Below are 25386 nucleotides of genomic sequence, written 5' to 3'. Positions count from 1 at the left end.
TCGACCGTTCCGCAGTGATTTCGGGCACCTCGCATCCGCGGGGTGCCCGTTGCGTTGGGTGGGGTGCGCCGAGCGTGACGCGCGGCTTGCGCCGCGGTACGGGGCTGCGATAGGGCGGAGAGTGAGGGGAGGGTAGGGAAAACCCTTCATTACGGAGGAGGAGCCCTCCAAATTGGCCGGTTCCCACTACCCTGCAGTCACGTGGGTCCCGGCCGCACGGCGCGTTTCGGCGTCGTGATCACACCGTCGGGGACGTACCCGCGGGATCATCGAACGGCCTTGTCGTGGAAGCCCGTTGACCGCATGAAGGGGCAGCTGCCTCCGCCGGTCCGGGGTGGGTGGGCACGCCAATGGCACCCCCACATGACGGCCACGATAGCCGCAACCCCTTTTTTTGCTCCTCGCGTCCGCAATGCGGACGGTCGAGACCGATAGATGTGTAACAAGTCCGTTTCGCAGGGATCTTTCAGCAAACCCTTTGTCCGGATTTTGGAAGAAGTAGGCGTCAGGTGTGATCGAACCGAGACCTTGTGAGTGTGGTCGGGCTCTGGCCCATGGCAGATAGTTAGGCGCGTAGAGCTCGGATCAACGGGCCATACGCCTTCAGGTGGCGTCGGCTTGCGAGCGCAGGGGGCACCAGCACTTTCTCCGTCCCAAGTGTCGGCAGTGTGACTAGTGCTCCCTTTTGCGGTGAACCAATGGACTCATGAGGAGGAACCCATGCGCGGTGCCAAGAGCGCCAAGTGGGTCGCGATAGCCGCGGTTGTGGCGCTGGGAGCGACCGCCTGTGGTGGTGGCGGTGGCGACAAGGGCAGCGACAGCAAGGCCGCCGTCGACCCGGCCGGTAAGTTCTCGGTCGAGGTGGGCGAGCCGCAGAACCCGCTGCAGCCGGCCAACACCATGGAGTCCAACGGCAGCATTGTCATCAAGTCGCTCTTCTCGCAGCTCGTGAGCTACGACGACAAGGGCAACATCGTCTACGTGAACGCGCAGTCGGTGGACACGAAGGACAACAAGACCTACACGGTCAAGCTGAAGTCGGGCTGGAAGTTCCACGACGGCACCCCGGTGACCGCCACGTCCTACGTCAAGGCGTGGAACTGGGCCGCCGCCCCGGCGAACAAGCAGACCAACAGCTTCTGGTTCTCCGACATCGCGGGCTACGACGACGTCGCCCCGGCGAAGGGCAAGCCGAAGGCCACGGAGATGTCCGGTCTGAAGGTCGTCGACGACAGCACCTTCACGATCACGCTCTCCAAGGCGATCCCCTACTACGTCTACAAGCTCGGCTACGAGGTCTTCTCGCCGCTGCCCGAGTCCTTCTACAAGGACCCGAAGGCCGCGGGCGAGCACCCGATCGGCAACGGCCCGTACAAGTTCGTCAGCTGGGCGCACAAGAAGCAGATCGAGGTCGCCAAGTTCGACGGCTACCAGGGTCCGGACAAGGCCAAGAACGGTGGTGTGCTCTTCAAGAACTACACCAACCTGGAGACGGCCTACGAGGACCTGAAGTCGGGCAACGTCGACGTTCTGCGTCAGGTGGCCCCGAAGGACCTGCCGGTCTACAAGTCGGACCTCGGCAGCCGCGCGGTGGACAAGGCGTACTCGGCGATCCAGACGATCACGCCGGCCTTCTACACCAAGCAGTGGAAGGACATCGACCCGAAGGTCCTGCAGGGCCTGTCGATGGCGATCGACCGCGCCACCATCACCAAGACGGTGCTCCAGGGCACCCGCGAGCCCGCCACCGGCTGGGTCGCGAAGGGTGTGCTCGGCTACGAGCCGAACGTCGGCGGTGACGTCTTCACGTACAACCCGACCAAGGCGAAGCAGCTCATCAAGGACGGCGGCGGCGTCCCGGGCAACGCCATGACCATCCAGTACAACGCTGACGGCGGTCACAAGGAGTGGGTGGAGGCGGTCTGCAACTCGATCACCAACGCCACCGGTGTCAAGTGCTCCGGCGACTCCAAGGCCGACTTCCAGGCCGACCTGGACGCGCGCGACGCGCACTCGGTCAAGTCCATGTACCGCAGTGGCTGGGTGCTCGACTTCCCGATGAACGCGAACTTCATCCGTGACCTGTTCGGCAGCAAGTCGGACGGCAACACGAGCGGGTTCTCGAACAAGAAGATCGACGCCGACATCGCCGCGGCCGACTCCGCCAGCTCCCTCGCGGACTCGGAGAAGAAGTACCAGGACATCGAGAAGGAGCTCGTCAACTACATGCCGAGCATTCCGCTCTGGTACTACAAGGTCAACGCGGGCTACTCGGACAAGGTCACCGGCGTCGAGTACGCCCAGGACGGCGACCCGATCCTGACCGGCGTTCAGGTCAAGAAGTAACCGCAATCAGCCCGTGATCCCGGGTGCGGCGCCGCCTCGTGCGCCGCACCCGGGGGGACGGCAGCGGCCGGGGGGCCCTTTCCATGCGCATCGTTCAGGGGTGCGCAAGGAAAGGGCCCGTCGGCTGTCGTCGTAGTAACTACATGGAGGCACGATGGGGCGCTACGTCGCACGACGACTGCTCCAGATGATCCCGGTCTTCATCGGGACAACTCTGCTGATCTTTCTCATGGTCTACGCCCTGCCCGGCGACCCCGTGCGAGGCCTGTTCGGCGACAAGGGCGGAAGCCCTGCCGTCATCGCCTCACTGAGACATCAGTACGGCCTGGACCAGCCGATCCTGGTGCAGTACTACCACTACATGAAGGACATGATCCTTCACTTCGACTTCGGCACGCAGATCGCGAGCGGCCGCCCCGTCACGGACGTGCTCGGCGAGGCGTTCCCGGTGACCCTTCGCCTCGCCTCGCTGTCCTTCGCCATCGAGGTCGTCCTGGGCATCGCCCTGGGCGTCTGGGCGGGCATGCGCGCCGGGCGGTTCGCGGACAACGCGATCCTGCTGGTCTCGCTGCTGCTGATCTCCGTTCCGGTGTTCGTTCTCGGCTTCATCCTGAAGGTCGTCTTCGCCTTCCAGCTCAACTGGCTGCCGCCGAACGTGAACGACTCCACGAACCTCAACGAGTTGCTGATGCCGGCGTTCGTCCTCGCGACCGCCTCGCTGGCCTATGTGACCCGGCTCACCCGTACGTCGGTCGCCGAGAACCTCCGCGCCGACTACATCCGTACGGCCATCGCCAAGGGCCTGCCCCGGCGTCGTGTGGTGGGCGTCCACCTCATGCGCAACTCGCTGATCCCCGTGATCACCTACCTGGGCACCGACATCGGTGCGCTGATGGGCGGAGCCGTCGTCACCGAGGGCCTGTTCAACATCCAGGGCATCGGCGGCACGATCTACCAGTCCATCGTGCGGCGCGAAGGCACCACGCTCGTCGGCCTGGTGACCATCCTGGTGCTGGTCTACCTCCTCGCCAGCCTGCTCGTCGACCTGCTGTACGCGGTCCTGGACCCGAGGATTCGCTATGCCTGACGTGACCAAGACCGACGTCCAGACGGCGGTGGCGACCGACGGCGGGGCCACCCCGGTGGCGGCCCCCGCGGCCAAGCCGGAGAAGTCCCGCAGCCTGTGGGGCGACGCCTGGAACGACCTCCGGCACAGCTGGATCTTCGGTGTCTCGGCGGTGCTGATCCTGCTGCTGCTGACCATCACCTTCTTCCCGGGGCTGTTCACCGACACCGACCCGATCAAGGGCGATCTGGCCAAGCACTTCCTGCAGAAGCCGAAGCTGGGCCATGTGTTCTCCGCGGACTGGCTGGGCTACGACCAGCAGGGCCGCAGTGTCTACGCCCGTACCATCTACGGCACCCGGGCCTCCGTGGCCGTGGGCTTCGGCACCACCCTCGCGGTGACGGTCGTGGGCGGCCTGATGGGCATGATCGCCGGATACTTCGGCGGCATCGTCGACTCGATCCTGTCGCGTCTGACGGACGTCTTCTTCGGCATCCCGTTCCTGCTCGCCACCATGGTCGTGCTGACCTCCTTCCCGGACCGCACGACCTGGGTCGTCATCGGCGCGCTGGCCGCCTTCGGCTGGACGCAGATCACCCGAGTGATGCGCGGCGCGGTGATCACCACCAAGCAGGCCGACTACGTACACGCGGCCAAGGCCCTGGGTGCGAGCACCCCGCGGATCATGTTCCGGCACATCCTGCCGAACACCCTCGCCCCCGTGATCGTCGTCTCCACCATCTCGCTCGGTGTCTACATCTCCGCCGAGGCGACCCTGTCCTTCCTCGGACTCGGCCTCAACGGCGTGTCCTGGGGCAACGACATCTCCGACGGCGGCAACCAGATCCGCGTGGCGCAGTGGATCATGCTGTACCCGTCGATCATGCTCAGCATCACGGTGCTGGCGTTCATCATGCTCGGTGAGGCCGTCCGTAACGCCCTCGACCCGAAGCTGCGCTGAGGGAGGCGTACGTGACCATCATCGAAGACTCAGTCCCGGTGCCCGCCCCGCGTAAGGGCGGCGCCGACGACGGGCCGCTGCTCGAAGTGCGTGACCTGCACGTCGAGTTCCACACCCGCGAGGGCGTGGCCAAAGCGGTCAACGGCGTCAACTACAGCGTCAGCGCGGGCGAGACCCTCGCCGTGCTCGGCGAGTCCGGCTCCGGCAAGTCCGTGACCGCGCAGGCGATCATGGGCATCCTCGACATGCCGCCGGCGAGGATCCCGCAGGGCGAGATCCTCTTCCGCGGCCAGGACATGCTCAAGATGTCCGGCGAGGAGCGCCGCAAGATCCGCGGCCAGAAGATCGCCATGATCTTCCAGGACGCGCTCAGCTCGCTCAACCCGGTCCTGTCCGTCGGCTACCAGCTCGGCGAGATGTTCCGGGTGCACCAGGGCCTCTCCAAGAAGGAGGCCAAGGCCAAGGCGATCGAGCTGATGGACCGGGTGAAGATCCCGGCCGCCGCGGCCCGCGTGAACGACTACCCCCACCAGTTCTCGGGCGGTATGCGCCAGCGCATCATGATCGCGATGGCGCTGGCCCTGGAGCCCGACCTGATCATCGCGGACGAGCCCACCACGGCGCTCGACGTGACGGTCCAGGCCCAGGTCATGGACCTGCTCGCCGATCTTCAGCGCGAGTACAACATGGGCCTGATCCTGATCACCCACGACCTCGGCGTCGTCGCCGACGTCGCGGACAAGATCGCCGTGATGTACGCGGGCCGGATCGTGGAGCGCGCGCCGGTCCACGAGCTGTACAAGCGCCCCGCGCACCCGTACACGCGGGGTCTGCTGGACTCGATCCCGCGCCTGGACCAGAAGGGCCAGGAGCTGTACGCGATCAAGGGGCTGCCGCCCAACCTGCTGCGCATTCCGACCGGCTGCGCCTTCAACCCGCGCTGCCCCAAGGCCCAGGACATCTGCCGCACCGACGTGCCGGCGCTGCTCCCGGTCAGCGAGCAGGACGGCACCGAGCTGGTCGGCCGCGGTTCGGCCTGCCACTTCTGGAAGGAGACGATCCATGGCTGAGCTCAGCAAGAACGACGAGCAGGAGGCCACCCCGAACGTCTCCGAGGTGGAGGTCGTCGACGCCCACTCCGAGGCGGAGGCGGTCGCCGCGATCGAGGCACCCGTGGACCGTGGTGAACCGATCCTTCAGGTGCGCAACCTGAAGAAGCACTTCCCGCTCACTCAGGGCATCCTGTTCAAGCGGCAGATCGGCGCGGTGAAGGCCGTCGACGGCGTCTCGTTCGACCTGTACCAGGGTGAGACGCTGGGCATCGTGGGCGAGTCCGGCTGTGGCAAGTCCACCGTGGCCAAGCTCCTGATGAACCTGGAGCGGGCCACCGCGGGCGAGATCTTCTACAAGGGCCAGGACATCACCAAGCTGTCCGGGCGCGCCATGAAGGCCGTGCGCCGCAACATCCAGATGGTCTTCCAGGACCCGTACACCTCGCTCAACCCCCGTATGACGGTGGGCGACATCATCGGTGAGCCCTTCGACATCCACCCCGAGGTGGCTCCGAAGGGCGACCGGCGGCGCAAGGTCCAGGAACTGCTGGACGTGGTCGGCCTCAACCCCGAGTACATCAACCGTTACCCGCACCAGTTCTCGGGCGGTCAGCGTCAGCGCATCGGCATCGCCCGCGGTCTCGCGCTCAACCCCGAGATCATCATCTGCGACGAGCCGGTGTCGGCGCTCGACGTGTCGGTGCAGGCGCAGGTCATCAACCTGATGGAGCGGCTCCAGGACGAGTTCAACCTGTCCTACCTCTTCATCGCGCACGACCTGTCGATCGTCCGGCACATCTCGGACCGGGTCGGCGTGATGTACCTCGGCAAGATGGCGGAGATCGGCAGCGACGAGCAGATCTACGACCACCCGACGCACCCCTACACCCAGGCGCTGCTGTCGGCCGTGCCGGTGCCGGACCCGGAGGCCCGTGAGCACCGCGAGCGGATCATCCTGACCGGTGACGTGCCGTCGCCGGCCAACCCGCCGTCGGGCTGCAGCTTCCGCACCCGCTGCTGGAAGGCCCAGGACAAGTGCTCCGTGGAGACCCCGATCCTCGCGGTGCCCGAGGTGTTCATGGGCGTGGACTCGCCGGCGGCCCATGAGTCGGCGTGCCACTTCGCCGAGGAGAAGAACGTCGTGCACGCGGCCTGAGCGCCACGCGTCCCGTGATCGACAGGCCGGTTCCCGGCACCGCCACCGCGGTGCCGGGAACCGGCTTTTTCGGGTGGGGTGGGAACGGGTGGGGGAAGATCGGGCGAGGGTCGGGTGGGGGTCGGGCGGAGGAAGATGCTGCATCACGTCGAACTGTGGGTGCCGGACCTGGAGCGCGCGGTCCGCTCCTGGGGATGGCTGCTGGAGCGCCTGGGCTGTGAGCCGTACCAGGAGTGGCCGCACGGCCGCAGTTGGCGCCGGGGCGAGACCTATCTCGTCGTCGAGCAGTCGCCCGCGCTGACGGCGGACTCCCATGACCGTCTGCGCCCCGGTCTGAACCACCTCGCCTTCCACGTGCCGGACCGCGCCGAACCTAGGGCCTGCCCGGCGGATCATGCCGGAGACGCGGGGCTTGGCACGCCCATCTGCGGCGTTGTCGTCACTCGCCGACGCTCCGCGTCGACTCCCTCCTCCGCCTTGCAGCTGGACGCACCAAGCCCCGCTCACCTGTGCTCATGAGGCACCGTCGCTTCCCCCCGACCTGATCCGCCGGACAGGCCCTCGACCGGCTCGTGGCCGAGGCACCCCAGCACGGCTGGTCACCCCTCTTTCCGGACCGCTATCCGCACGCGGGCGGTCCGGAGCACTGCGCCGCGTATCTGGAGGACGCGGACGGCTTCGAGGTGGAGTTGGTCGTCCACGTACGGGTGGCCTGAATGTGCATTATGCGCGTTACCGGTTGATATTGGCCGGTAATGGAACAGCGCTACGGCGCTGGCGGCAGCGCACTCTGGGAGGCACTCCATGCGTGGAGCGACGCACGCCACATGGGCCGTGGGCGCGGCGGCGGTGGCCCTCGTGGCGACGGCCTGCGGCGGAGGAGGCGGCGGCGGAGGAGGCGGTGGCAGCGGCGGCGCGTCCGGAGTGCTCAGTTCCTCCTGGGGGGACCCGCAGAACCCGCTGGAGCCGTCCAACACCAACGAGGTGCAGGGCGGCAAGGTCCTCGACATGATCTTCCGGGGTCTGAAGCGGTACGACGCCAGGACCGGCGCGGCCCAGAACATGCTGGCGCAGAAGATCGACACCTCGGACTCGCAGAACTTCACGATCACCGTCAAGGACGGCTGGACGTTCAGCAACGGAGAGCCCGTCACCGCGCAGTCCTTCGTGGACGCCTGGAACTACGGGGCCAGTCTCAAGAACAACCAGAAGAACGCGTACTTCTTCGGGTACATCGAGGGCTACGACAAGGTCCACCCCGAGACCGGAACGCAGAGCGCCGACACGCTGTCGGGGCTGAAGGTCACCGGCGCCCGCACCTTCACCGTCACGCTCAACCAGAAGTTCTCGACCTTCCCCGACACCCTCGGCTACGTGGCCTTCGCACCGCTGCCCAAGGCGTTCTTCAGCGACCACGCGGCCTGGCTGAAGAAGCCGATCGGCAACGGGCCCTACACCGTCGACTCGTACACCAAGGGCTCGACGATGTCCCTGCGGAAGTGGGACGCGTACCCGGGGACGGACAAGGCACAGAACGGCGGGGTGGACCTGAAGGTCTACACCGACAACAACACCGCCTACACCGACCTGCTGGCGGGCAACCTCGACCTCGTCGACGACGTGCCCGCCGCCCAGCTCAAGAACGTGAAGAGCGATCTCGGCGGCCGGTACATCAACACCCCGGCCGGCATCATCCAGACCATCGCCTTCCCCTTCTACGACCAGGCCTGGGACAAGAGCGGTGTGGAGAACGTCCGCAAGGGCCTGTCCATGGCGATCAACCGGGACCAGATCACCAGCACGATCTTCCAGAAGACCCGCACCCCGGCCTCCGACTGGACCTCACCGGTGCTCGGCGCGGCCGGCGGCTTCCAGGACGGACTGTGCGGCGCCTCCTGCCGGTACGACCCGGCGCAGGCGAAGAAGCTGATCCAGGACGGCGGCGGACTGCCCGGCGGCCAGATCAAGATCTCGTACAACGCGGACAGCGGCTCCCACAAGGAGTGGATCGACGCGGTCTGCAACTCCATCAACAACGCGCTGGGCAACGACAAGGCCTGCGTCGGCAACCCGATCGGCACCTTCGCCGACTTCCGCAACCAGATCGGGCAGCACAAGATGCCGGGTCCGTTCCGGGCCGGCTGGCAGATGGACTACCCGCTGATCCAGAACTTCCTGCAGCCGCTGTACTACACGAACGCCTCCTCCAACGACGGCAAGTGGTCCAACAAGGACTTCGACAAGCTCGTCGACCAGGCGAACGCCGAGACCGACAAGGCCAAGGCCATCCAGCTCTTCCAGCAGGCCGAAGGGGTCGTACGGGACAACATGGCCGCCATCCCGCTCTGGTACCAGAACGGCAGCGCGGGCTACTCGGACAGGATCTCCCACGTGGCGCTCAACCAGTTCAGCGTGCCCGTCTACAACGAGATCAAGGTCAGCTGAGCCGTCCACGGGGTGAACGCCCAGGTTGCTGAAGCGAACCCGGGCGTGGGCCCCGTACTACCTCCGGAGCCCTCATGGGACGGTATGTGATCCGGCGTCTGCTCCAGATGATCCCGGTCTTCATCGGCGCCACGCTCTTGATCTTCCTGATGGTGAACGTGATGGGCGACCCCATCGCGGGCCTGTGCGGCGAGCGGCAGTGCGACCCCGCCACCGCCGCCCAGCTGCGCAAGGAGTTCGGCCTCGACAAGCCGCTGTGGCAGCAATACCTCACATACATGGGCAATGTCTTCACCGGCGACTTCGGCACCGCCTTCACCGGGCAGCCGGTCACCGAGCTGATGGCCGACGCCTTCCCCGTCACCATCCGGTTGACGATCGTCGCGATCCTCTTCGAGATCGTCATCGGCATCCTGCTGGGCGTCGTCACCGGGCTGCGCCGCGGCCGGCCCGTCGACACCGGTGTCCTGCTGCTCACCCTCGTCGTCATCTCGATCCCGACCTTCGTCACCGGATTGCTCTTGCAACTGCTCTTCGGTGTCGAGTGGGGCTGGATCAGACCCTCGGTCTCCACGGACGCCACCTTCGGCGAACTGATCGTGCCCGGACTGGTCCTCGCCTCCGTCTCCCTCGCCTACGTCACCCGGCTCACCCGGACCTCCATCGCCGAGAACAAACGGTCCGACTACGTGAGGACGGCCGTCGCCAAGGGACTGCCCCGGCACCGGGTGATCACCAAGCACCTGCTGCGCAACTCGCTGATCCCCGTGGTCACCTTCATCGGCACGGACATCGGCGCGCTCATGGGCGGCGCGATCGTCACCGAGCGGATCTTCAACATCCACGGCGTCGGATACCAGCTCTACCAGGGGATCGTGCGGCAGAACACCCAGACCGTGGTCGGCTTCGTGACCGTCCTCGTCCTCGTGTTCCTGGTCGCCAACCTGCTCGTCGACCTCCTCTACGCCGTACTCGACCCGAGGATCCGCTATGCCTGAGCAGCCGCCGCCGTACCAGCGGGAGGGCGCCATCGCCGCGACCGGCGCGGGCGGCGCCATGGACCTCGCCACGAGCGAGGGCGCCACCCTGGAGCGGACGCCCGGCGGCCCTGAGGGCACGGGCCCTCAGGAGAAGCCCAGGAGCCTGTGGTCCGACGCCTGGCGCGATCTGCGGCGCAACCCCGTCTTCATCGTCTCCGGGCTCCTCATCCTCTTCCTGGTCGTCATCTCCCTGTGGCCCTCGCTGATCGCCACGCAGAACCCCCTCAAGTGCGACCTCGCCAAGGCCCAGGAGGGCTCGCAGCCGGGACATCCCTTCGGGTTCGACGGGCAGGGCTGCGACGTCTACACGCGGGTGGTGTACGGGACCCGCGTGTCGATCAGCGTCGGCGTCTGCGCCACTCTCGGCGTCGCGATCCTCGGCTCGGTGCTCGGCGGGCTCGCCGGGTTCTTCGGCGGAGTGGGCGACTCGGTCCTGTCCCGGATCACCGACATCTTCTTCGCGATCCCCGTCGTGCTCGGCGGCCTGGTCCTCCTCTCCGTGGTGACCAGCAACACCATCTGGCCGGTCATCGGGTTCATGGTGCTGCTCGGCTGGCCCCAGATCTCGCGCATCGCGCGCGGCTCCGTCATCACGATCAAGCAGAACGACTACGTCCAGGCCGCCCGCGCCCTCGGCGCCTCGAACTCCCGCCTGATGCTCCGGCACATCACCCCCAACGCCGTCGCGCCGGTCATCGTCGTCGCCACCATCGCGCTCGGCACCTACATCGCGCTGGAGGCGACGCTCTCCTACCTCGGCGTCGGCCTGAAGCCCCCCACGGTCAGCTGGGGCATCGACATCTCCTCGGCCTCCGCCTACATCCGCACGGCCCCGCACATGCTGCTGTGGCCCGCCGGCGCCCTCGCGATCACCGTGCTCGCGTTCATCATGCTCGGCGACGCGGTGCGCGACGCCCTCGACCCGAAGCTGAGGTGACGGCCGTGCTGCTCGAAGTACGGGATCTGCACGTGGAGTTCCGCACCCGGGACGGGGTCGCCAAGGCCGTCAACGGGGTCGACTACGGCGTGGACGCGGGCGAGACGCTCGCCGTCCTCGGCGAGTCCGGTTCCGGCAAGTCCGTCACCGCACAGGCCGTGATGGGCATCCTCGACATGCCGCCCGGGCGGATCACCGGCGGCGAGATCCTCTTCCAGGGCCGGGACCTGCTGAAGCTCAAGGAGGACGAGCGGCGCAAGGTCCGCGGCGCCGAAATGGCGATGATCTTCCAGGACGCGCTGTCCTCCCTCAACCCCGTGCTCAGCGTCGGCGACCAGCTCGGCGAGATGTTCACCGTGCACCGCGGGATGTCCCGCAAGGACGCCCGCGCCAAGGCGATCGAGCTGATGGACCGGGTGCGCATCCCGGCCGCCGCCGACCGGGTGCGCGACTATCCGCACCAGTTCTCCGGCGGTATGCGCCAACGCATCATGATCGCCATGGCGCTGGCCCTGGAGCCCGCCCTGATCATCGCCGACGAGCCGACCACCGCCCTCGACGTCACCGTCCAGGCCCAGGTCATGGACCTGCTCGCCGAGCTGCAGCGCGAGCTCGACATGGGGCTCATCCTCATCACCCACGACCTGGGCGTCGTCGCGGACGTCGCCGACCGGATCGCCGTCATGTACGCGGGCCGGATCGTCGAGTCCGCACCGGTCCACGACATCTACAAGGCCCCCGCCCACCCGTACACCAAGGGCCTTCTGGAGTCGATCCCCCGCCTCGACCAGAAGGGCCAGGAGCTCTACGCGATCAAGGGCCTGCCACCCAACCTGATGCACATCCCGCCCGGCTGTGCCTTCAACCCACGCTGTCCGATGGCCCAGGACATCTGCCGCACCGAGGTGCCGCCGCTGTTCGAGGTGGACCGTGAAGGGGTGGAGCGTGGAGGGGGGGACCGTGCAGAGGCGGACCGGGAAGCCGGGGCCCGCACCAGCGCCTGCTTCTTCTGGCGGGAGTGCCTCGATGGCTGAGGCGATTCTGGAGGTCAGCGGCCTGGTCAAGCACTACCCGCTGACGCGGGGGATCCTCTTCAAGAAGCGGATCGGCGCGGTCAGGGCCGTCGACGGGGTCGACTTCGAACTCGCCGCGGGCGAGACCCTCGGCATCGTCGGCGAGTCCGGCTGCGGCAAGTCGACGGTCGCCAGGATGCTGGTCAACCTGGAGAAACCGACGGACGGGACGATCAGGTACAAGGGCGAGGACATCACCAAACTTTCCGGCAAGGCGCTCAGGGCCGTACGCCGCAACATCCAGATGGTCTTCCAGGACCCGTACACCTCGCTCAACCCGCGCATGACCGTCGGCGACATCATCGGGGAGCCCTACGAGATCCACCCCGAGGTCGCGCCCAAGGGCGACCGCAGGAGGCGCGTCCAGGACCTGCTGGACGTGGTCGGCCTCAACCCCGAGTACATCAACCGCTACCCGCACCAGTTCTCCGGCGGTCAGCGCCAACGCATCGGCATCGCACGGGGGTTGGCGCTGCGCCCCGAGATCATCGTCGCCGACGAGCCCGTCTCGGCGCTCGACGTCTCGGTGCAGGCGCAGGTGATCAACCTGATGGAGCGGCTCCAGGACGAGTTCGACCTGAGCTACGTCTTCATCGCGCACGACCTCTCCATCGTGCGGCACATCTCCGACCGGGTCGGCGTGATGTACCTCGGACGGATCGTGGAGACCGGCAGGGACGCCGAGATCTACGACCACCCGACGCACCCGTACACCCAGGCCCTGCTCTCCGCCGTGCCCGTCCCCGACCCGGAGGCCCGCGAACGCCGGGAGCGGATCATCCTCGCCGGAGACGTGCCCTCGCCGGCGAACATCCCCTCCGGCTGCCGCTTCCGCACCCGCTGCTGGAAGGCCCAGGAGCGCTGCGCGCTGGAGGTGCCGCCGCTCGCGGTGCCCATGGAGTTCCGCTTCGTGGAGGGCCCGGCCGCGCACGACTCGGCCTGTCTTTTCGCCGAGGAGAAGCGGGTCGTACCGCCGGAGGAACCGCCCGAGCGGGCGACATAAACCCGCAAATGCTGGCGAACTTCGTTAACACGCAGGCAACTTGGCCGAAGCGGCACCGATATACGGACGCGACAAGGTAATCAGCGTACGGCCGTGCGGGTGCCGTAGACGGGCCGGGGCGCGCCATGTCGCCCCGGCCCGTCGCATTTTGCGCCTAAACCGGCGCCGCTCTCGCGGACCTGGCTGGTGTCTCGTCGGGGTTCCTCAATTGATGGTTGCGGTGCTTCGTGGAGTTTTGCGGCTCAGCCCAGTTTGAGGGCGCGCTTCAGGAAGTCCACCTGGAGCAGGAGCAAGTTCTCCGCGACCTGTTCCTGTGGGGTCATGTGGGTGACGCCCGACAAGGGCAGCACCTCGTGCGGGCGGCCCGCGGCCAGGAGTGCCGAGGAGAGCCGCAGGGCGTGTGCGACCACCACGTTGTCGTCCGCGAGGCCGTGCACGATCATCAGCGGCCGGTGCGGCTCGGCGGGCGCGGACAGTCCGTCGTCCGTGATCAGCGAGCTCTTCGCGTACGCCTCCGCGGCCGTCGCCGGATCACCGAGGTAGCGCTCCGTGTAGTGGGTGTCGTACAGCCGCCAGTCGGTGACCGGGGCGCCCGCGATGCCCGCGTGGAAGACGTCGGGGCGGCGCAGCACGGCGAGCCCCGCGAGCCAGCCGCCGAACGACCAGCCCCGGATCGCCACCCGGGACAGATCCAGCGGGAACCTCTCCGCGAGGCCGTGCAACGCGTCGATCTGGTCGTCGAGGGTGAGCGTGAAGTCGTCGCGGACCGCCTTCTCCCAGGCGGGGGAGCGGCCGGGGGTGCCGCGGCCGTCGGCGACGACCACCGCGAAGCCCTGGTCGGCGAACCACTGCGAGGTGAGGTGCGCGTTGTGCGCGGCCAGCACCCGGGGGCCGTGCGGACCGCCGTAGGGGTCCATGAGGACGGGGAGGGGAGTGACACCGTCGTAGTCAGTAGGCATAAGCAGGGCGCATGAGATTTTCCGTGCGCCCCCCTCGGTGAGTGTCACGCGCGGGGACAGACCGGGACTTTCGGCGTACGACGTGACAGTCGCCGTCCTCTTTCCGTCCCGCAGCACCTGCACCTGGGCTCCCGGGCGGTCCGGCACCGAGGAGATCAGTACGGTCACGCCCCCGCCGCGCACCGCCGTGTGCACGCCGGGTTCCTGGGAGAAACGCTCGACACCGAGCTCGTTGACGCGGTAGACATGCACCTCGCCCGTCTCCGGGGCGGTCGCCGCCTCGCCGGCCGACGCCGAGATCAGCACGTCGTCGTCCGAGACGTCCAGTACCGCGCGCACATGCAACTGCGGCCCCGTGAAGGGGCGTTCGCCGAAGGCCAGGACCCGCGCCCCGCCCTCGTCGGCGATTCGTACGAGCTGTCCCGCGGGGCTCCAGCACGGCACGCCAGGGAAAAGATCCAGCCATTGTGGATCTTCGTCGGCGTGCACCATCCGGGTCGCCCCGGTGTCCGGGTCGACGGCCAGGAACAGCTGGCTGCGCTGGTCCCGCGCCTGCGCCAGGATCAGTGGCGCGCCCGCCGCTGACCAGTGCACATGCGCCAGATACGGGTAGTGCGCCCGGTCCCAGACCACCTCCGTGCGCACCCCGTCGAGGCCGACCACGAAGAGCCTTACGTCCGCATTGTCCGTTCCGGCGGCCGGGTAGCCGACCTGCTGCGGAGCGCGTTCCGGTTGTGCGGGATCGGAAATCCACCAGCGCCGCACGGGCGCGTCGTCGACTCGTGCGACCAGCAGTCGGTCCCCTTCCGGAGACCACCAGAAGCCGCGCGAACGCCCCATCTCCTCGGCCGCGATGAACTCAGCCAATCCATAGGAAACCGTCCCCGAATCCGCATCGGACTCCGGCTCCACCAGTGCCCGGTCGCCGTCCCCCTCGGCGCCGACGACCCGCAGGGCGCCCCCGCGGACGTACGCGACGAGCCGTCCGTCGGGCGAGGGGCGCGGGTCGATCACCGGTCCCGGGACCCGGAGTTCACGTGCCGTACCGGCTCGCAGTTCCGCCGTGAAGAGCCGCCCTGACAAGGCGAAAGAGGCCAGCTCGACCGCCGTGTCCGTGGCATAGCCGACGATCCCCGCGCCGCCCTCGCGACTGCGCTCGCGGCGCGCCCGCTCCGCCGCCGACAGGCGCTCCGTGGCGCCGCCGAGCAGCGCCCGCGGGTCGGCCGCGACGCGCTCCTGCCCCTCCGCGACATCGAGGACCCACAGCTGATTCGCCCGGTCCGTGCCGGAGGAGGACCGCAGGAACATCACCCGGGAACCGTCCGGGGAGACGCTGAACGCGCGGGGTGCGCCGAGGGTGAAGCGCTGCGTCCGGGCGTACCGGCGGGGGAAGGAGAGAGGCTCGGTCGTCATGCCTTGACCATATTGGCCATGCGCCCCCTTGTGCGGCCGTGCGCCGATCGATGCGCGCGTATGGATAGTTATGATCACTGGCGGTGTGTGGGTATGAACCTGCTGGCCGCTGTATGGATTTACCGACCCCCATGTCCGACCCCCCATGTCCCTGGGATCTTTGGAGGTGAGCCGCCGTGGCACTCTCGATTTCGGCGGTGGTGCTGCTGGCGATCATCGTCGTCATCCTGGTCAGGAAGTCCGGGTTGAAGGCCGGCCATGCGGTCGTGTGTGTCCTGTTCGGCTTCTATCTCGCCTCATCGACGATGGCCCCCACGATCAGCGACCTGACGACGAACGTCGCGGACATGATCGGCAGCTTCAAGTTCTGACGGGGAGCCTCACGTCCTGACGGGGAGCTTCGGTGCCGGGAGCCGTGCCCGCCTCGGCGGTGGGCCGGGCGCCTCGTAGGGTGGGTTCCATGACGGAACTGCCCGACCGGCGTCTGCTCCTGGTGCACGCGCACCCGGACGACGAGTCGATCAACAATGGCGCGACCATGGCCAGGTACACGGCCGAGGGCGCCCATGTGACGCTGGTGACCTGCACCCTCGGCGAGGAGGGCGAGGTCATCCCGCCCGAGCTGGCGCATCTCGCGCCCGACCGCGAGGGCGGGCTCGGCCCGCACCGGATCGGCGAGCTGGCCGCCGCCATGAAGGAGCTCGGGGTCACCGACCACCGCTTCCTCGGCGGTCCCGGGCGCTTCGGCGACTCCGGGATGATGGGCCTGGAGCAGAACCACCGCGCGGGCGCCTTCTGGTCCGCCGACATCGACGAGGCCGCGGAGTATCTGGTCGAGGTGATCCGCGAGGTCCGCCCCCAGGTGCTCGTCACCTACGACCCCGACGGGGGCTACGGACACCCGGACCACATCCAGTCCCACCGCGTCGCCGTGCGCGCCGTCGAGCTGGCCGCGGACCCCGCCGTCCGCCCCGACCTCGGCGCGCCCTGGGAGATCACCAAGGTCTACTGGAACCGCGCCCCGCGCTCCGTCGTCGAGGAGGGCTTCCGACGGCTGCGCGAGGCCCTGCCGGGTCTGCCCTTCGAGCACTCCGCCGCCGTGGCCGACGTACCCGGCGTGGTCGAGGACACGGTGGTCACCACCGCGATCGACGGGACCGCGTACGCCGCCGCGAAGGCCGCCGCCATGCGGGCGCACGCCACCCAGATCGAGGTGGCCGAGCCCTGGTTCGCGCTGTCGAACGCACTCGCGCAACCGCTGTTCACCACCGAGTACTACGAGTTGGTGCGCGGGGAGCGCGCGGGACCCGGTCGTGAGACCGACCTCTTCGCGGGGATCGAAGAGGGATCCACGGGGACCGGGCAGGGTTCCATGGGGACCGGGCAGGGATCCACGGGGACCGAGCAGGGATCCACGGGGACCGAACAGGGAAAGGCGGACGCGTGATGAGCATGTCGGGACAGCGGGGGAGCGCGCTCGCCCAGCCGCTGCCGCGGCCCTCGGCCGGGCGGATCGTGGCCCACCTGGGCCTCTTCCTGCTCGGCGCGGTGGTCGGGGCCGCCGGAACGCTGGTGCAAGCCGCCTGGTTCCCGTGCGGGTTGCTGCTCGCGCTGGCCGGCGGGGCCGGGCTCTTCCTGGGCGGATCACGGGCGACCGGCTCCCGGGCCGGCGCCGTCGCGCCCGCCGCGGGCTGGATGATCGCGGTCGTCCTGCTCACCTCCACCCGCCCGGAAGGGGACTTCTTCTTCGGCGCGGGATTCGGTTCCTACCTCTTCCTGCTCGGCGGGATGGCCGTGGCTGTGATGTGCGCCACGCTTGGTCTGGGGCGGCAACCGCACGACTCCGCCGTCCGACTTGGGAAGTGACGTCCCACTTCGCCGTACCGGACAGGTGCGGGTCCCGTGCGAGTTTCCTGGGCGGGCGAGGTTTGCGCGCCGAATGCGGCCAGTATGGTGGTGCGCGCCGCCGAGCTGCCCGAGATGAGGTCGAGTAAACGGGCGGCGGAGCCAACCGGGAGAACCTGCCTTGAGTCGTGAAACTGACAGTTCGTCCTCCGGGCCCAACGGGCGCGGTGGAGCCGCGTACCCGTCGGGGACGCCCCCCTACGGGACCCCCACGGCTTCCGAAAACGGTGCCGACGCGGGCCGTTCGGCCGGCGGCACCCCGCCGGAGGAGCGCAAGACCGAGACCACGCTGACGACACGGATCCGGATCAACATCCCCGGATCGCGGCCCATCCCGCCGGTCGTCGTGCGCACACCGGTCGGGGACGCCGAGTCGCCCGCCGAGTCCGCCGGTTCCGCGGGACCCCCCGCGCAGGCGCAGCGTGACGTGAGTGCGCCCGTGGCAGCGGCCACGGCCACCGAGACCTCGGCCGAAGCCGCCGCCGCGGGCGGTGCTCCGGCCAGAGAGAAGACCAGCGACTGGTTCGCACCCCGCAAGTCCGGTGCGCCGGGCGGCGGCCCGGGCGGCGGGTCCACCAACGGGGCGGGCCTGCCAGGCGGTTCGGGACCCACGGGTCCCGCGGCGCCGCAGGGTGCGGGCACGCCGGGCGGCAACGGCACCGGCGGTACGCGTCCGGGTGCCCCCGGCGGCGCGAACGGTGCCGGTCCCCTGGGCGGCGCGGGCGGTGCCCGGCCCGGCGGGGCGAACGCGCCCCGCCCCGGGAGCGGCGGTACGAACGGTGCCGGGCTGCCCGGTGCCACCGGCGCCGGACCCGTGGCCCCCGGTCACGGCGGCGGCACCGGTTCCTTCGACGTCTCCGCGGCGCTGGGGAACACGGCCTCGTTCCCGGCCATAGGAAGCGAAGGCCCTGGCGGGCCGGGTGGCCCCGGCGGCCCGGGTGGCCCTGGAGGGCCCGGTGGTGAACCGCGCCGTGACGACCTCCCGTACTTCGCGGAGAACTTCTCGGAGAACGGCCGGGGCGGTCCCGCGGGCCCGACCGGCGGTCCGGTCACCGGTGACGGCCCGTTGGTGCCGCCGGCCGGCCCGGGCGCGGCTCCGGGCAGCCTGACCGCGGGACACGGTGGCCCCGGTGGCCATGGCGTCCCCGGCGGGCACGGCGCGGCCGGCCTCGGCGCGGGATACCCCGGTGGCGGCCTCAGTGACGACACCGCGATCCTCACCCCGCAGAAGCCCGCGCCCGATCCGGGCGGCCAGGGCTACGGCGGCCCGGTGGACAACGTCTCCGGGCACACCCTGACCAGCGGCATTCCCGTCGTGCCCGCCGCCCAGAACTCGCCGTTCGGGCCGGGCGCGCACACCGACGGACCGCTGCCGCACACCCCGCCGAAGGCGCCCGAGCCGGCCCCGAAGCCCGCCGCCTCCTCGAAGAAGCCGGCCAAGAAGAAGGGCCGCAGCAAGCTGACGCTCCTGGTCGTCGCCGTGGTGTTCATCGGCGGTGGCGTCTACGGCGCGGGGCTGCTGATGAACCGCTCGGACGTCCCCAAGGGCACCACGGTGCTCGGCGTCGACATCGGCGGCGGCACCCGCGACGAGGCCGTCAAGAAGCTCGACGACGCCTTCGGGGCCCGTATGAACAAGGCGCTCCAGCTGTCGGTGGACGGCACCACGGTCTCGCTCAAGCCGGACCAGGCCGGGCTCCAGTTCAACGCCCAGGACACGGTCCGCGCCGCCGCGGGCAGCGACTACAACCCGGTCTCCGTGATCGGCTCGCTGTTCGGTCAGCAGCGTGTCGTCGAGCCGGCGATGCCCGTCGACGAGGAGAAGCTCCAGGCCGCCCTGGAACGCACCGCGAGCGGCTCCGGTTCGGCGGGCGACGGCACCATCAAGTTCGAGTCCGGCAAGGCCGTCGCCGTGTACGGCAAGGCGGGCAAGGGCATCGACGTGGCGGCCTCGACCCAGGCCGTCGAGGACGCGTACCGCGCCCAGGTCGAGACCGGCACCTCCACCCCGGTGAAGGTCGCCACCACGACCCGTCAGCCGACCGTCTCGAACGCCGAGGTCGACCGGATGATGAAGGAGTTCGCCCAGCCCGCGATGTCCGCCCGCGTCACCATTCAGACCGACGCGGCACACAGCATCCAGTTCGGCGCCCTGTCGCTGCCGAAGATCCTCGGCTTCAAGGCCGTCAACGGCAAGCTCGTGGAGACGTACGACCTCACGGCGCTCAAGGCGGCGTACGGCAAGACCTTCGACGGCGTGCAGATCCAGACCGCGGGCGGGAAGCGCGCTCTCACGCCGCAGGACGTCGTCACCGCACTGGGCAAGGCCCTGCGCGGCAAGACGACGGCGGAGCGCGTCGGAGTCATCGACACCAAAGCGAGCTGACCCCTGGTCGTCCCGACGAACGGAGCCCCTGCCCGCACCGGGCAGGGGCTCCGTTCGTCGCAGCACGGGACCCCCGGACCGTGCCGCACGACATGACATCTGTCATCCGGCACTCAGGACCGCCGACACTGCCGGGCACCAGGCCCGCGCGGCCACGATGGTCCCCATGACGACGACAGCGGCGCCAGCCACCACCTCGGTGGTCGGGTTCGATCAGGTGAGCAAGAGCTACGGGAACGTACGGGCCGTCGACGGGCTGACGCTCGACCTGCACCCGGGCGAGACCGTCGCCCTGTTGGGTCCCAACGGGGCCGGCAAGTCGACCACGCTGGACCTGCTCCTCGGCCTCAAACGCCCCGACACCGGCGCGGTCCGGGTGTTCGGCGCCGGCCCCCGCGAGGCGATCGTCGGCGGCCGGGTGGGCGCCATGCTGCAGAGCGGCGGCCTGATGGACGAGGTGACGGTCGGCGAGCTGGTGAAGCTGGCCTGCGATCTGCACCCGAAGCCGTACAAGGTCAGTGACGTGCTCGCCCGCGCGGGCATCTCGCAGATAGCCGACCGCAAGGTCAACAAGCTCTCCGGCGGCCAGGAACAGCGCGTCCGCTTCGCGCTCGCCACCGCAGGCGCCAACGACCTCATCGTCTTGGACGAGCCCACCACCGGCATGGACGTCTCCGCACGCCAGGCCTTCTGGGCCACCATGCGCGAGCAGGCCGACCAGGGCAGGACCGTCCTGTTCGCCACGCACTACCTGGAGGAGGCCGACGCCATCGCGGACCGCGTCCTCGTACTGCACCGGGGCCGCCTGCTGGCCGACGGCACCGCCGCCGAGATCAAGGCGAAGGCCGGCGCCCGCCGGATCGCCTTCGACCTGGAAGGGCCCATCGACGAGGACCCGCTGCGCGCCCTGCCCTTCCTGACCTCGATCGACGTCTCCGGGCACACCGTCCGCATCCAGTCCTCCGACGCCGACGCGACCGTACACGCGCTGTACGGGCTCGGCCTCTACCCCCGCAATCTCGAAGTCGCCGGGCTCGGGCTCGAGCAGGCCTTCGTCGCCATCACGGCCGCCGAGGAGGCGAAGTCGCAGTGAACAGCCTCATCAAGCTCGAGATCACCCGCGCCCTGCGCAACAAGAAGTTCCTGTTCTTCTCGGTGATCTACCCCTCGGCCCTGTTCCTGCTGATCGCGGGCAGCGCGGACAGCACCACCAAGGTGGACGGCACCGGGCTGACCCTGCCGACCTTCTTCATGGTCTCCATGGCCTCCTTCGGCGCCCTGACCGCGGTCCTGATGGGCAACAGCGAACGCATCGCGAAGGAGCGCGAGAGCGGCTGGGTACGGCAGCTCAGGCTCACCACCCTGCCGGGCCGCGGCTATGTCCTGGCGAAGACCGCCAGCGCCGCCGTGATCAGCCTGCCGTCGATCGTGGTCGTCTTCGCGGTCGCCGCCGCCGTGAAGCACGTACGGCTGGACGCCTGGCAGTGGCTCGCGCTCACCGGCGCGATCTGGGCCGGCAGCCTCGTCTTCGCCGCGCTCGGCGTGGCCATCGGCTATCTCGCGAGCGGCGACGCGGTCCGCCCGATCACGATGATCCTGTACTTCGGGCTCTCGGTGCTCGGCGGCCTGTGGATGCCCACCACCACCTTCCCCGACTGGCTCCAGAAGATCGCGTCCTGGCTGCCCACGCACGCGTACGCTGCCCTCGGGCGATCCATCGAACTGGGCGACGCCCCGCAGGCGAAGGACCTCGCCATCCTCGCTGTCTCCTTCCTCCTCTTCGCGGGCGGCGCGGCATGGCTGTACCGGAAGGACACGCTGAAGGCGTGAGCAGCATCGGCATCGGGCAACCCCCGCAGAATCGCAGGCAGAAGATGGTCAAGGCCATCTGGACCGGCATCTGGCTCGTCTATCTGAGCGCACCCGTCAGCGACTTGGTGCACGGCGGGCACAGCACCGGTGTCGTCGTACTCGGCTGGTTCGGCCTGGTGGCCTTCGTCGGGTGGTACGGGGCGCTGGTCTTCCGCACCGGTCGCGGCGAGACGACCCCCTTCGTGTTCGTCTCGCTCGTGGTCCTCGCTGCCGAGGCCGCCCTGCTCTCCTTCACCCTGGGGCGGGAGTGGCTCGTCCTGTTCGTGTACGTCTCGATCGCGTCCGGCGCGGTGCTTCCGCTGCGGCTGGCGCGCTGGGCCATTCCGGCCGTCTCCGCCGTGCTGACAGGGATCGCCCTGACCGTGCCGGGCGGCAAGGAGTATCTGGCGGGGCTGCTCATCCCGGCGTTCCTCGGCGGGTTCGCCATGACCGGCGTCCGCGAACTGATCCGCACGACGATCGCGCTGCGCGAGGCCCGTGCGACGGTCGCCCAACTGGCCGCGAACGAGGAGCGCCTGCGCCTGGCCCGCGATCTGCACGACCTGCTGGGCCACTCGCTCTCCCTGATCACCCTCAAGAGCGAGCTGGCCGGCCGGATGCTCCCCGACCACCCCGAGAAGGCGGCCCAGCAGGTCGCCGACATCGAACAGGTCAGCCGACAGGCCCTCGTCGACGTCCGCGAGGCGGTCACCGGCTACCGGCGGCCCCGGCTGTCCGGCGAACTCGCGGGCGCCCAGGTCGCGTTGACGGCCGCGGGCGTCACCGCCGACCTGCCCGCAGAGCCGGACCTCACCGACGTCGCCGAGGAGAGCGAGTCCGCGCTCGCCTGGGCGCTGCGGGAAGCGGTCACCAATGTCGTACGGCACAGCGGGGCCCGGCGCTGCACCGTCGAGCTCGTCCGCCGCCAGACGCTGGACGGCCCGGTGCTCGAACTGAGCGTGGAGGACGACGGTTCGGGCGGCTCGGGCCATGGTCCGGGCAACGGTCTGACGGGCCTGACCGAGCGGCTGGAGAAGGCGGGCGGAGCCCTGGAGGCGGGCCGGGTGCGGCACGGCTTCCGGCTGGTCGCACGGGTACCGGCGCAGGCCCCCTTCGAGGCCGCCGATCACCCCGTAGGATCCGGTGCATGAGCCGCACGATCAAGGTCCTGCTCGCCGAGGACCAGTCGATGGTCCGCGAGGCGCTGGCCGCGTTGCTGGGCCTGGAGCCCGACATCGAGGTGGTCGCCCAGGTGGCGCGCGGCGACGAGGTGCTGGCCGCGGCCCGCGCCCACGACGTGGACGTGGCGCTCCTCGACATCGAGATGCCGGGCAAGACGGGTATCGAGGCGGCGGCGGAGGTCCACAAGGAACTCCCCGGCATCAAACTGCTCATCCTCACGACCTTCGGCCGCCCCGGCTATCTGCGCAGCGCCATGGAGTCCGGCGCCGACGCCTTCCTCGTCAAGGACGCCCCGGCCGCCCAACTCGCCGCAGCGGTACGCAAGGTGCTCGCCGGCGAGCGGGTCATCGACCCCACCCTCGCGGCCGCCGCCCTCGCCGAGGGCGCCAACCCCCTGACCGACCGCGAACGCGAGGTCCTGCGCGCGGCGGCCGACGGTTCCACCAACGCCGAACTGGCCACCACCCTCCACCTCTCCCAGGGCACGGTCCGCAACTACCTCTCGACAGCCATCCAGAAGCTGACGGCCCGCAATCGCGCGGAGGCGGTCCGGATAGCACGGGAAAAGGGCTGGCTGTAAGAACCCAGGGCAGTAAAGCGCCCCGCCAGGGGCGCGGGGAACTGCGCGCCCAGCCACACCGAACCCGCAGTCGCGAAGGCACAGTCCACCTACGGCGCATGGGCGAACCGCGACCTCAGTTCAACATCGCCCGAGCCGCCCGAGCCAGCCCCCGAACCTTCTCCGCCGAAGGCGGATCCACCGCGGCGACCACATCGGCGTAGGCATCCAACTCCGTCGCCCCACCTAGGAAATCCCCCCGCTGCACCAGCAGCTGAGCCCGCTCGTACCGCAACCGCGCAGGATGCGACGGCAACAGTAGCGCCAACTCCACGGCCCACAGGCCGACATCCGACCGCTCCGGCCGCGCCGCCGCCCACGCCCGGACGTTGTTCAGGATCCGCACGACCACGTCGAGCGGAGGGGCGGGGACGAGCATCGAAGGATCGAGGGGCGCCCCGGTGGCGCCCTGCACGAGCAGCTCGGTATCGGAGCCGCTCAGCACCCGCCCCCCGTCGAAGGGATCGGCGAGCACCTGCTGCTCGGCCGGCCCGAAGCCCACCACGAAATGCCCGGGCAGGGCGACCCCGTACACCGGCGCGCCGGCCCGTCTGGCCACCTCCATCCACACCACGGAGAGCAGGATGGGCAGCCCGCGCCGCCGCCGAAGCACCGCGTGCAGCAGCGACGACTCCAGCCGTTGATAGTCCCCGGGCGAGCCCCGGAACCCGCAGCGCCCGCCGAGCAGCTCGGCGAGCGCGGTCGCCCAGGACAGCGCCCCACCGGGCCGGAACGGCAGCTGTCCGGCGAGCCGGTCGAGTTCGATCTGGGCCGCGTCCGTCCCCGCCTCGTCCAGGGCGCCGTCCGCCGCCGCCCCGATCAGCAGACACAGGGCCGCCAGGTCGGGCCGCTCGGACCGTGCCTCCTCGGCGAACCTCCGCCGCACCTCGGCGGCTCGCTCCGGCTCCGGGGGATGGGGGGAAGGCATGGCGGTCCGGTATCCCTTCACGCCGGTCGACGGCGGTCGTCGGCGGACACCTCAGGCGCGCGGTAGTGGTGGTACGCGTGATGCGCCGCGAAGCCCATCCCGGCGTACAGCGCCCGCGCGCCCGCGTTGTCCGCCTCCACCTGGAGCCAGGCTGCCGAGGCACCCTCGTCCAGGGCACGGCGGGCGAGCGCGGCCATGACGGCGGTGGCGAGGCCCCGACGGCGCTGGGCGGGGTCGACCTCGACGGCCGCGAAACCGGTCCACCGCCCGTCGACGACACACCGCCCGATCGCGGCCGGAGGCTCCCCCTCGGCGCCGGGCACCGTCGCGAACCACACCGAGGGCCCGCTGCCCAGGACGTGCAGCGCGACCTCGCTCAGCCCCTTGCGCTGGTAGCGGCCCAGCCAGGCCTCGTCGGCCGTTCGGGCGAGGACCACCCCGGAGGCCTCCGTGACCTCGCGGTCGGCGAGCGGCGCGAGCGCGCCGATCCACAGCCCGGCACTCACCTCGCGCGCCCAGCCGCGCGCCTCCAGCTCCGCGCACAGCACCTCCTGCGTGCCCTCGGCCCCGGTGGCGGTCTGGACGTAGGCGGGCAGGTCACGGGCCGCGTACCAGTCGCGTACGGACGTCAGCGCCTCGTCGAGCGGCACGCCCGGGTCGCCGAGCGGCAGCACGGAATTCGCGCGCCGGGTGAACCCGGAGGCCGCCCGCAGCTCCCAGTCGCCGAGCCGCTCGCTCTCCACCGGCTGCCAGGCCCGCGCCGCGACCCGCGCCAGCTCCTCGTACGAGGCTGCGGGGCCCCGCCGACGCGCCGGGGCGGCCGGTACGACCTTGCCTGCGACCAGCGAGGATTCCGGAATCCGGACGACTTCGCCGTCGCGCCGTGTGATCAGCAGCACACTCTCGTCCCATGATGTGAGAACACCGACCGTGTCAGTGAACTTCTCACCGCCGGCGGCACCCTCGATATCTACGATCATCCGCCGAACAGAGACACGTTTGCCCACGTCAGCAGCGGTGATTCGGACCTCGAGACGTCCGGCCGCAGAGATTTCCACAGGTCA

At 69.6% G+C, this 25386-nt stretch carries 23 protein-coding genes; 20 read left to right on the top strand and 3 right to left on the bottom strand.

Annotated features, from left to right (window positions below; translation table 11 throughout):
• Positions 1-720 precede the first annotated feature (720 nt).
• The 12 genes from ACZ7M3_RS06670 (at position 721) to ACZ7M3_RS06615 (ending at position 13079) form a co-directional block, all read left to right on the top strand.
• Positions 721-2346: a peptide ABC transporter substrate-binding protein gene (locus ACZ7M3_RS06670; RefSeq protein ID WP_472061308.1), complete on the top strand. Its 1626-nt coding sequence runs from the start codon at positions 721-723 to the stop codon at positions 2344-2346.
• Between the two features lie 154 nt (positions 2347-2500).
• Entirely contained in the window at positions 2501-3433 is a 933-nt protein-coding gene (locus tag ACZ7M3_RS06665; RefSeq protein ID WP_452962913.1) for an ABC transporter permease, read from the top strand.
• The gene (locus tag ACZ7M3_RS06660) at positions 3426-4373 is read left to right on the top strand and encodes an ABC transporter permease (RefSeq protein WP_452962912.1); all 948 of its coding nucleotides are present in this window, start codon (positions 3426-3428) and stop codon (positions 4371-4373) included. The genes ACZ7M3_RS06665 and ACZ7M3_RS06660 overlap by 8 nt, the downstream gene beginning before the upstream one ends.
• 11 nt (positions 4374-4384) lie before the next feature.
• Complete coding sequence (locus ACZ7M3_RS06655) at positions 4385-5443, top strand: ABC transporter ATP-binding protein (protein WP_067368417.1); 1059 nt, start codon at positions 4385-4387, stop codon at positions 5441-5443.
• A complete protein-coding gene (locus ACZ7M3_RS06650; RefSeq protein ID WP_472061306.1) occupies positions 5436-6581 on the top strand; it encodes an ABC transporter ATP-binding protein in 1146 nt (381 codons plus the stop codon). The genes ACZ7M3_RS06655 and ACZ7M3_RS06650 overlap by 8 nt, the downstream gene beginning before the upstream one ends.
• Positions 6582-6716: 135 nt before the next feature.
• Positions 6717-7100, top strand: coding sequence for a VOC family protein (locus ACZ7M3_RS06645; RefSeq protein WP_472061304.1), 384 nt, complete (start codon positions 6717-6719; stop codon positions 7098-7100).
• Positions 7101-7153: 53 nt separating this feature from the next.
• Complete coding sequence (locus tag ACZ7M3_RS06640) at positions 7154-7297, top strand: hypothetical protein (RefSeq protein WP_472061302.1); 144 nt, start codon at positions 7154-7156, stop codon at positions 7295-7297.
• Between the two features lie 88 nt (positions 7298-7385).
• Positions 7386-9026, top strand: coding sequence for a peptide ABC transporter substrate-binding protein (locus ACZ7M3_RS06635; RefSeq protein ID WP_472061300.1), 1641 nt, complete (start codon positions 7386-7388; stop codon positions 9024-9026).
• Between the two features lie 74 nt (positions 9027-9100).
• Entirely contained in the window at positions 9101-10024 is a 924-nt protein-coding gene (locus tag ACZ7M3_RS06630; RefSeq protein WP_095852751.1) for an ABC transporter permease, read from the top strand.
• On the top strand, positions 10017-11003 hold the full coding sequence (locus tag ACZ7M3_RS06625) for an ABC transporter permease (RefSeq protein WP_075028759.1): 987 nt from the start codon (positions 10017-10019) through the stop codon (positions 11001-11003). Before ACZ7M3_RS06630 ends, ACZ7M3_RS06625 begins: the two co-directional genes overlap by 8 nt.
• A 5-nt stretch (positions 11004-11008) precedes the next feature.
• Entirely contained in the window at positions 11009-12037 is a 1029-nt protein-coding gene (locus ACZ7M3_RS06620) for an ABC transporter ATP-binding protein (RefSeq protein WP_472061298.1), read from the top strand.
• Complete coding sequence (locus ACZ7M3_RS06615; protein WP_472061296.1) at positions 12030-13079, top strand: ABC transporter ATP-binding protein; 1050 nt, start codon at positions 12030-12032, stop codon at positions 13077-13079. Before ACZ7M3_RS06620 ends, ACZ7M3_RS06615 begins: the two co-directional genes overlap by 8 nt.
• A gap of 242 nt (positions 13080-13321) precedes the next feature.
• Here ACZ7M3_RS06615 and ACZ7M3_RS06610 read toward each other — a convergent pair whose 3' ends face one another.
• Positions 13322-15451 (bottom strand): S9 family peptidase, encoded by a 2130-nt coding sequence (locus ACZ7M3_RS06610; RefSeq protein ID WP_472061294.1) that lies wholly within the window; start codon positions 15449-15451, stop codon positions 13322-13324.
• A 176-nt stretch (positions 15452-15627) separates the two neighbouring features.
• Here ACZ7M3_RS06610 and ACZ7M3_RS06605 point away from each other — a divergent pair, with 176 nt between their 5' ends.
• The 8 genes from ACZ7M3_RS06605 to ACZ7M3_RS06570 all read left to right on the top strand — a co-directional run bounded on the left by ACZ7M3_RS06605 (position 15628) and on the right by ACZ7M3_RS06570 (position 23355).
• Positions 15628-15822 (top strand): hypothetical protein, encoded by a 195-nt coding sequence (locus ACZ7M3_RS06605; protein ID WP_054228237.1) that lies wholly within the window; start codon positions 15628-15630, stop codon positions 15820-15822.
• An 89-nt stretch (positions 15823-15911) separates the two neighbouring features.
• On the top strand, positions 15912-16898 hold the full coding sequence (gene mshB / locus ACZ7M3_RS06600) for an N-acetyl-1-D-myo-inositol-2-amino-2-deoxy-alpha-D-glucopyranoside deacetylase (protein WP_472061292.1): 987 nt from the start codon (positions 15912-15914) through the stop codon (positions 16896-16898).
• On the top strand, positions 16898-17317 hold the full coding sequence (locus tag ACZ7M3_RS06595) for a DUF6113 family protein (protein ID WP_472061290.1): 420 nt from the start codon (positions 16898-16900) through the stop codon (positions 17315-17317). The genes mshB and ACZ7M3_RS06595 overlap by 1 nt, the downstream gene beginning before the upstream one ends.
• A gap of 160 nt (positions 17318-17477) precedes the next feature.
• Positions 17478-19742 (top strand): peptidoglycan binding domain-containing protein, encoded by a 2265-nt coding sequence (locus ACZ7M3_RS06590; protein WP_472061288.1) that lies wholly within the window; start codon positions 17478-17480, stop codon positions 19740-19742.
• Positions 19743-19908: 166 nt separating this feature from the next.
• Positions 19909-20835 (top strand): ABC transporter ATP-binding protein, encoded by a 927-nt coding sequence (locus ACZ7M3_RS06585; protein WP_472061286.1) that lies wholly within the window; start codon positions 19909-19911, stop codon positions 20833-20835.
• The gene (locus ACZ7M3_RS06580; protein ID WP_472061284.1) at positions 20832-21572 is read left to right on the top strand and encodes an ABC transporter permease; all 741 of its coding nucleotides are present in this window, start codon (positions 20832-20834) and stop codon (positions 21570-21572) included. The genes ACZ7M3_RS06585 and ACZ7M3_RS06580 overlap by 4 nt, the downstream gene beginning before the upstream one ends.
• Positions 21569-22744, top strand: coding sequence for a sensor histidine kinase (locus ACZ7M3_RS06575; protein ID WP_472061282.1), 1176 nt, complete (start codon positions 21569-21571; stop codon positions 22742-22744). Before ACZ7M3_RS06580 ends, ACZ7M3_RS06575 begins: the two co-directional genes overlap by 4 nt.
• Positions 22741-23355 carry a response regulator transcription factor gene (locus tag ACZ7M3_RS06570; RefSeq protein WP_060901376.1) on the top strand — a complete coding sequence of 205 codons (615 nt, stop codon included), beginning with the start codon at positions 22741-22743 and terminating at the stop codon, positions 23353-23355. The genes ACZ7M3_RS06575 and ACZ7M3_RS06570 overlap by 4 nt, the downstream gene beginning before the upstream one ends.
• A gap of 115 nt (positions 23356-23470) precedes the next feature.
• Here ACZ7M3_RS06570 and ACZ7M3_RS06565 read toward each other — a convergent pair whose 3' ends face one another.
• Positions 23471-24322 (bottom strand): transglutaminase family protein, encoded by an 852-nt coding sequence (locus tag ACZ7M3_RS06565; RefSeq protein ID WP_472061280.1) that lies wholly within the window; start codon positions 24320-24322, stop codon positions 23471-23473.
• Positions 24323-24339: 17 nt separating this feature from the next.
• Positions 24340-25380 carry a GNAT family N-acetyltransferase gene (locus ACZ7M3_RS06560; RefSeq protein WP_472061278.1) on the bottom strand — a complete coding sequence of 347 codons (1041 nt, stop codon included), beginning with the start codon at positions 25378-25380 and terminating at the stop codon, positions 24340-24342.
• Between the last annotated feature and the right edge of the window lie 6 nt (positions 25381-25386).

It is taken from the genome of Streptomyces sp. NPDC111656, assembly GCF_055656965.1.
Note: the sequence above shows the minus strand (reverse complement) of the source record. Positions and strands in the feature narration are given on the sequence as shown.

Bases quoted from the DNA above. Each gene is read 5' to 3' on its own strand.
- ACZ7M3_RS06565 (WP_472061280.1), bottom strand. From the start codon at position 24,322: ATGCCTTCCCCCCATCCCCCGGAGCCGGAGCGAGCCGCCGAGGTGCGG.
- ACZ7M3_RS06570 (WP_060901376.1), top strand. From the start codon at position 22,741: ATGAGCCGCACGATCAAGGTCCTGCTCGCCGAGGACCAGTCGATGGTC.
- mshB (WP_472061292.1), top strand. From the start codon at position 15,912: ATGACGGAACTGCCCGACCGGCGTCTGCTCCTGGTGCACGCGCACCCG.
- ACZ7M3_RS06660 (WP_452962912.1), top strand. From the start codon at position 3,426: ATGCCTGACGTGACCAAGACCGACGTCCAGACGGCGGTGGCGACCGAC.
- ACZ7M3_RS06650 (WP_472061306.1), top strand. From the start codon at position 5,436: ATGGCTGAGCTCAGCAAGAACGACGAGCAGGAGGCCACCCCGAACGTC.
- ACZ7M3_RS06670 (WP_472061308.1), top strand. From the start codon at position 721: ATGCGCGGTGCCAAGAGCGCCAAGTGGGTCGCGATAGCCGCGGTTGTG.
- ACZ7M3_RS06665 (WP_452962913.1), top strand. From the start codon at position 2,501: ATGGGGCGCTACGTCGCACGACGACTGCTCCAGATGATCCCGGTCTTC.
- ACZ7M3_RS06630 (WP_095852751.1), top strand. From the start codon at position 9,101: ATGGGACGGTATGTGATCCGGCGTCTGCTCCAGATGATCCCGGTCTTC.
- ACZ7M3_RS06610 (WP_472061294.1), bottom strand. From the start codon at position 15,451: ATGACGACCGAGCCTCTCTCCTTCCCCCGCCGGTACGCCCGGACGCAG.
- ACZ7M3_RS06625 (WP_075028759.1), top strand. From the start codon at position 10,017: ATGCCTGAGCAGCCGCCGCCGTACCAGCGGGAGGGCGCCATCGCCGCG.
- ACZ7M3_RS06635 (WP_472061300.1), top strand. From the start codon at position 7,386: ATGCGTGGAGCGACGCACGCCACATGGGCCGTGGGCGCGGCGGCGGTG.
- ACZ7M3_RS06595 (WP_472061290.1), top strand. From the start codon at position 16,898: ATGAGCATGTCGGGACAGCGGGGGAGCGCGCTCGCCCAGCCGCTGCCG.
- ACZ7M3_RS06645 (WP_472061304.1), top strand. From the start codon at position 6,717: ATGCTGCATCACGTCGAACTGTGGGTGCCGGACCTGGAGCGCGCGGTC.
- ACZ7M3_RS06585 (WP_472061286.1), top strand. From the start codon at position 19,909: ATGACGACGACAGCGGCGCCAGCCACCACCTCGGTGGTCGGGTTCGAT.
- ACZ7M3_RS06615 (WP_472061296.1), top strand. From the start codon at position 12,030: ATGGCTGAGGCGATTCTGGAGGTCAGCGGCCTGGTCAAGCACTACCCG.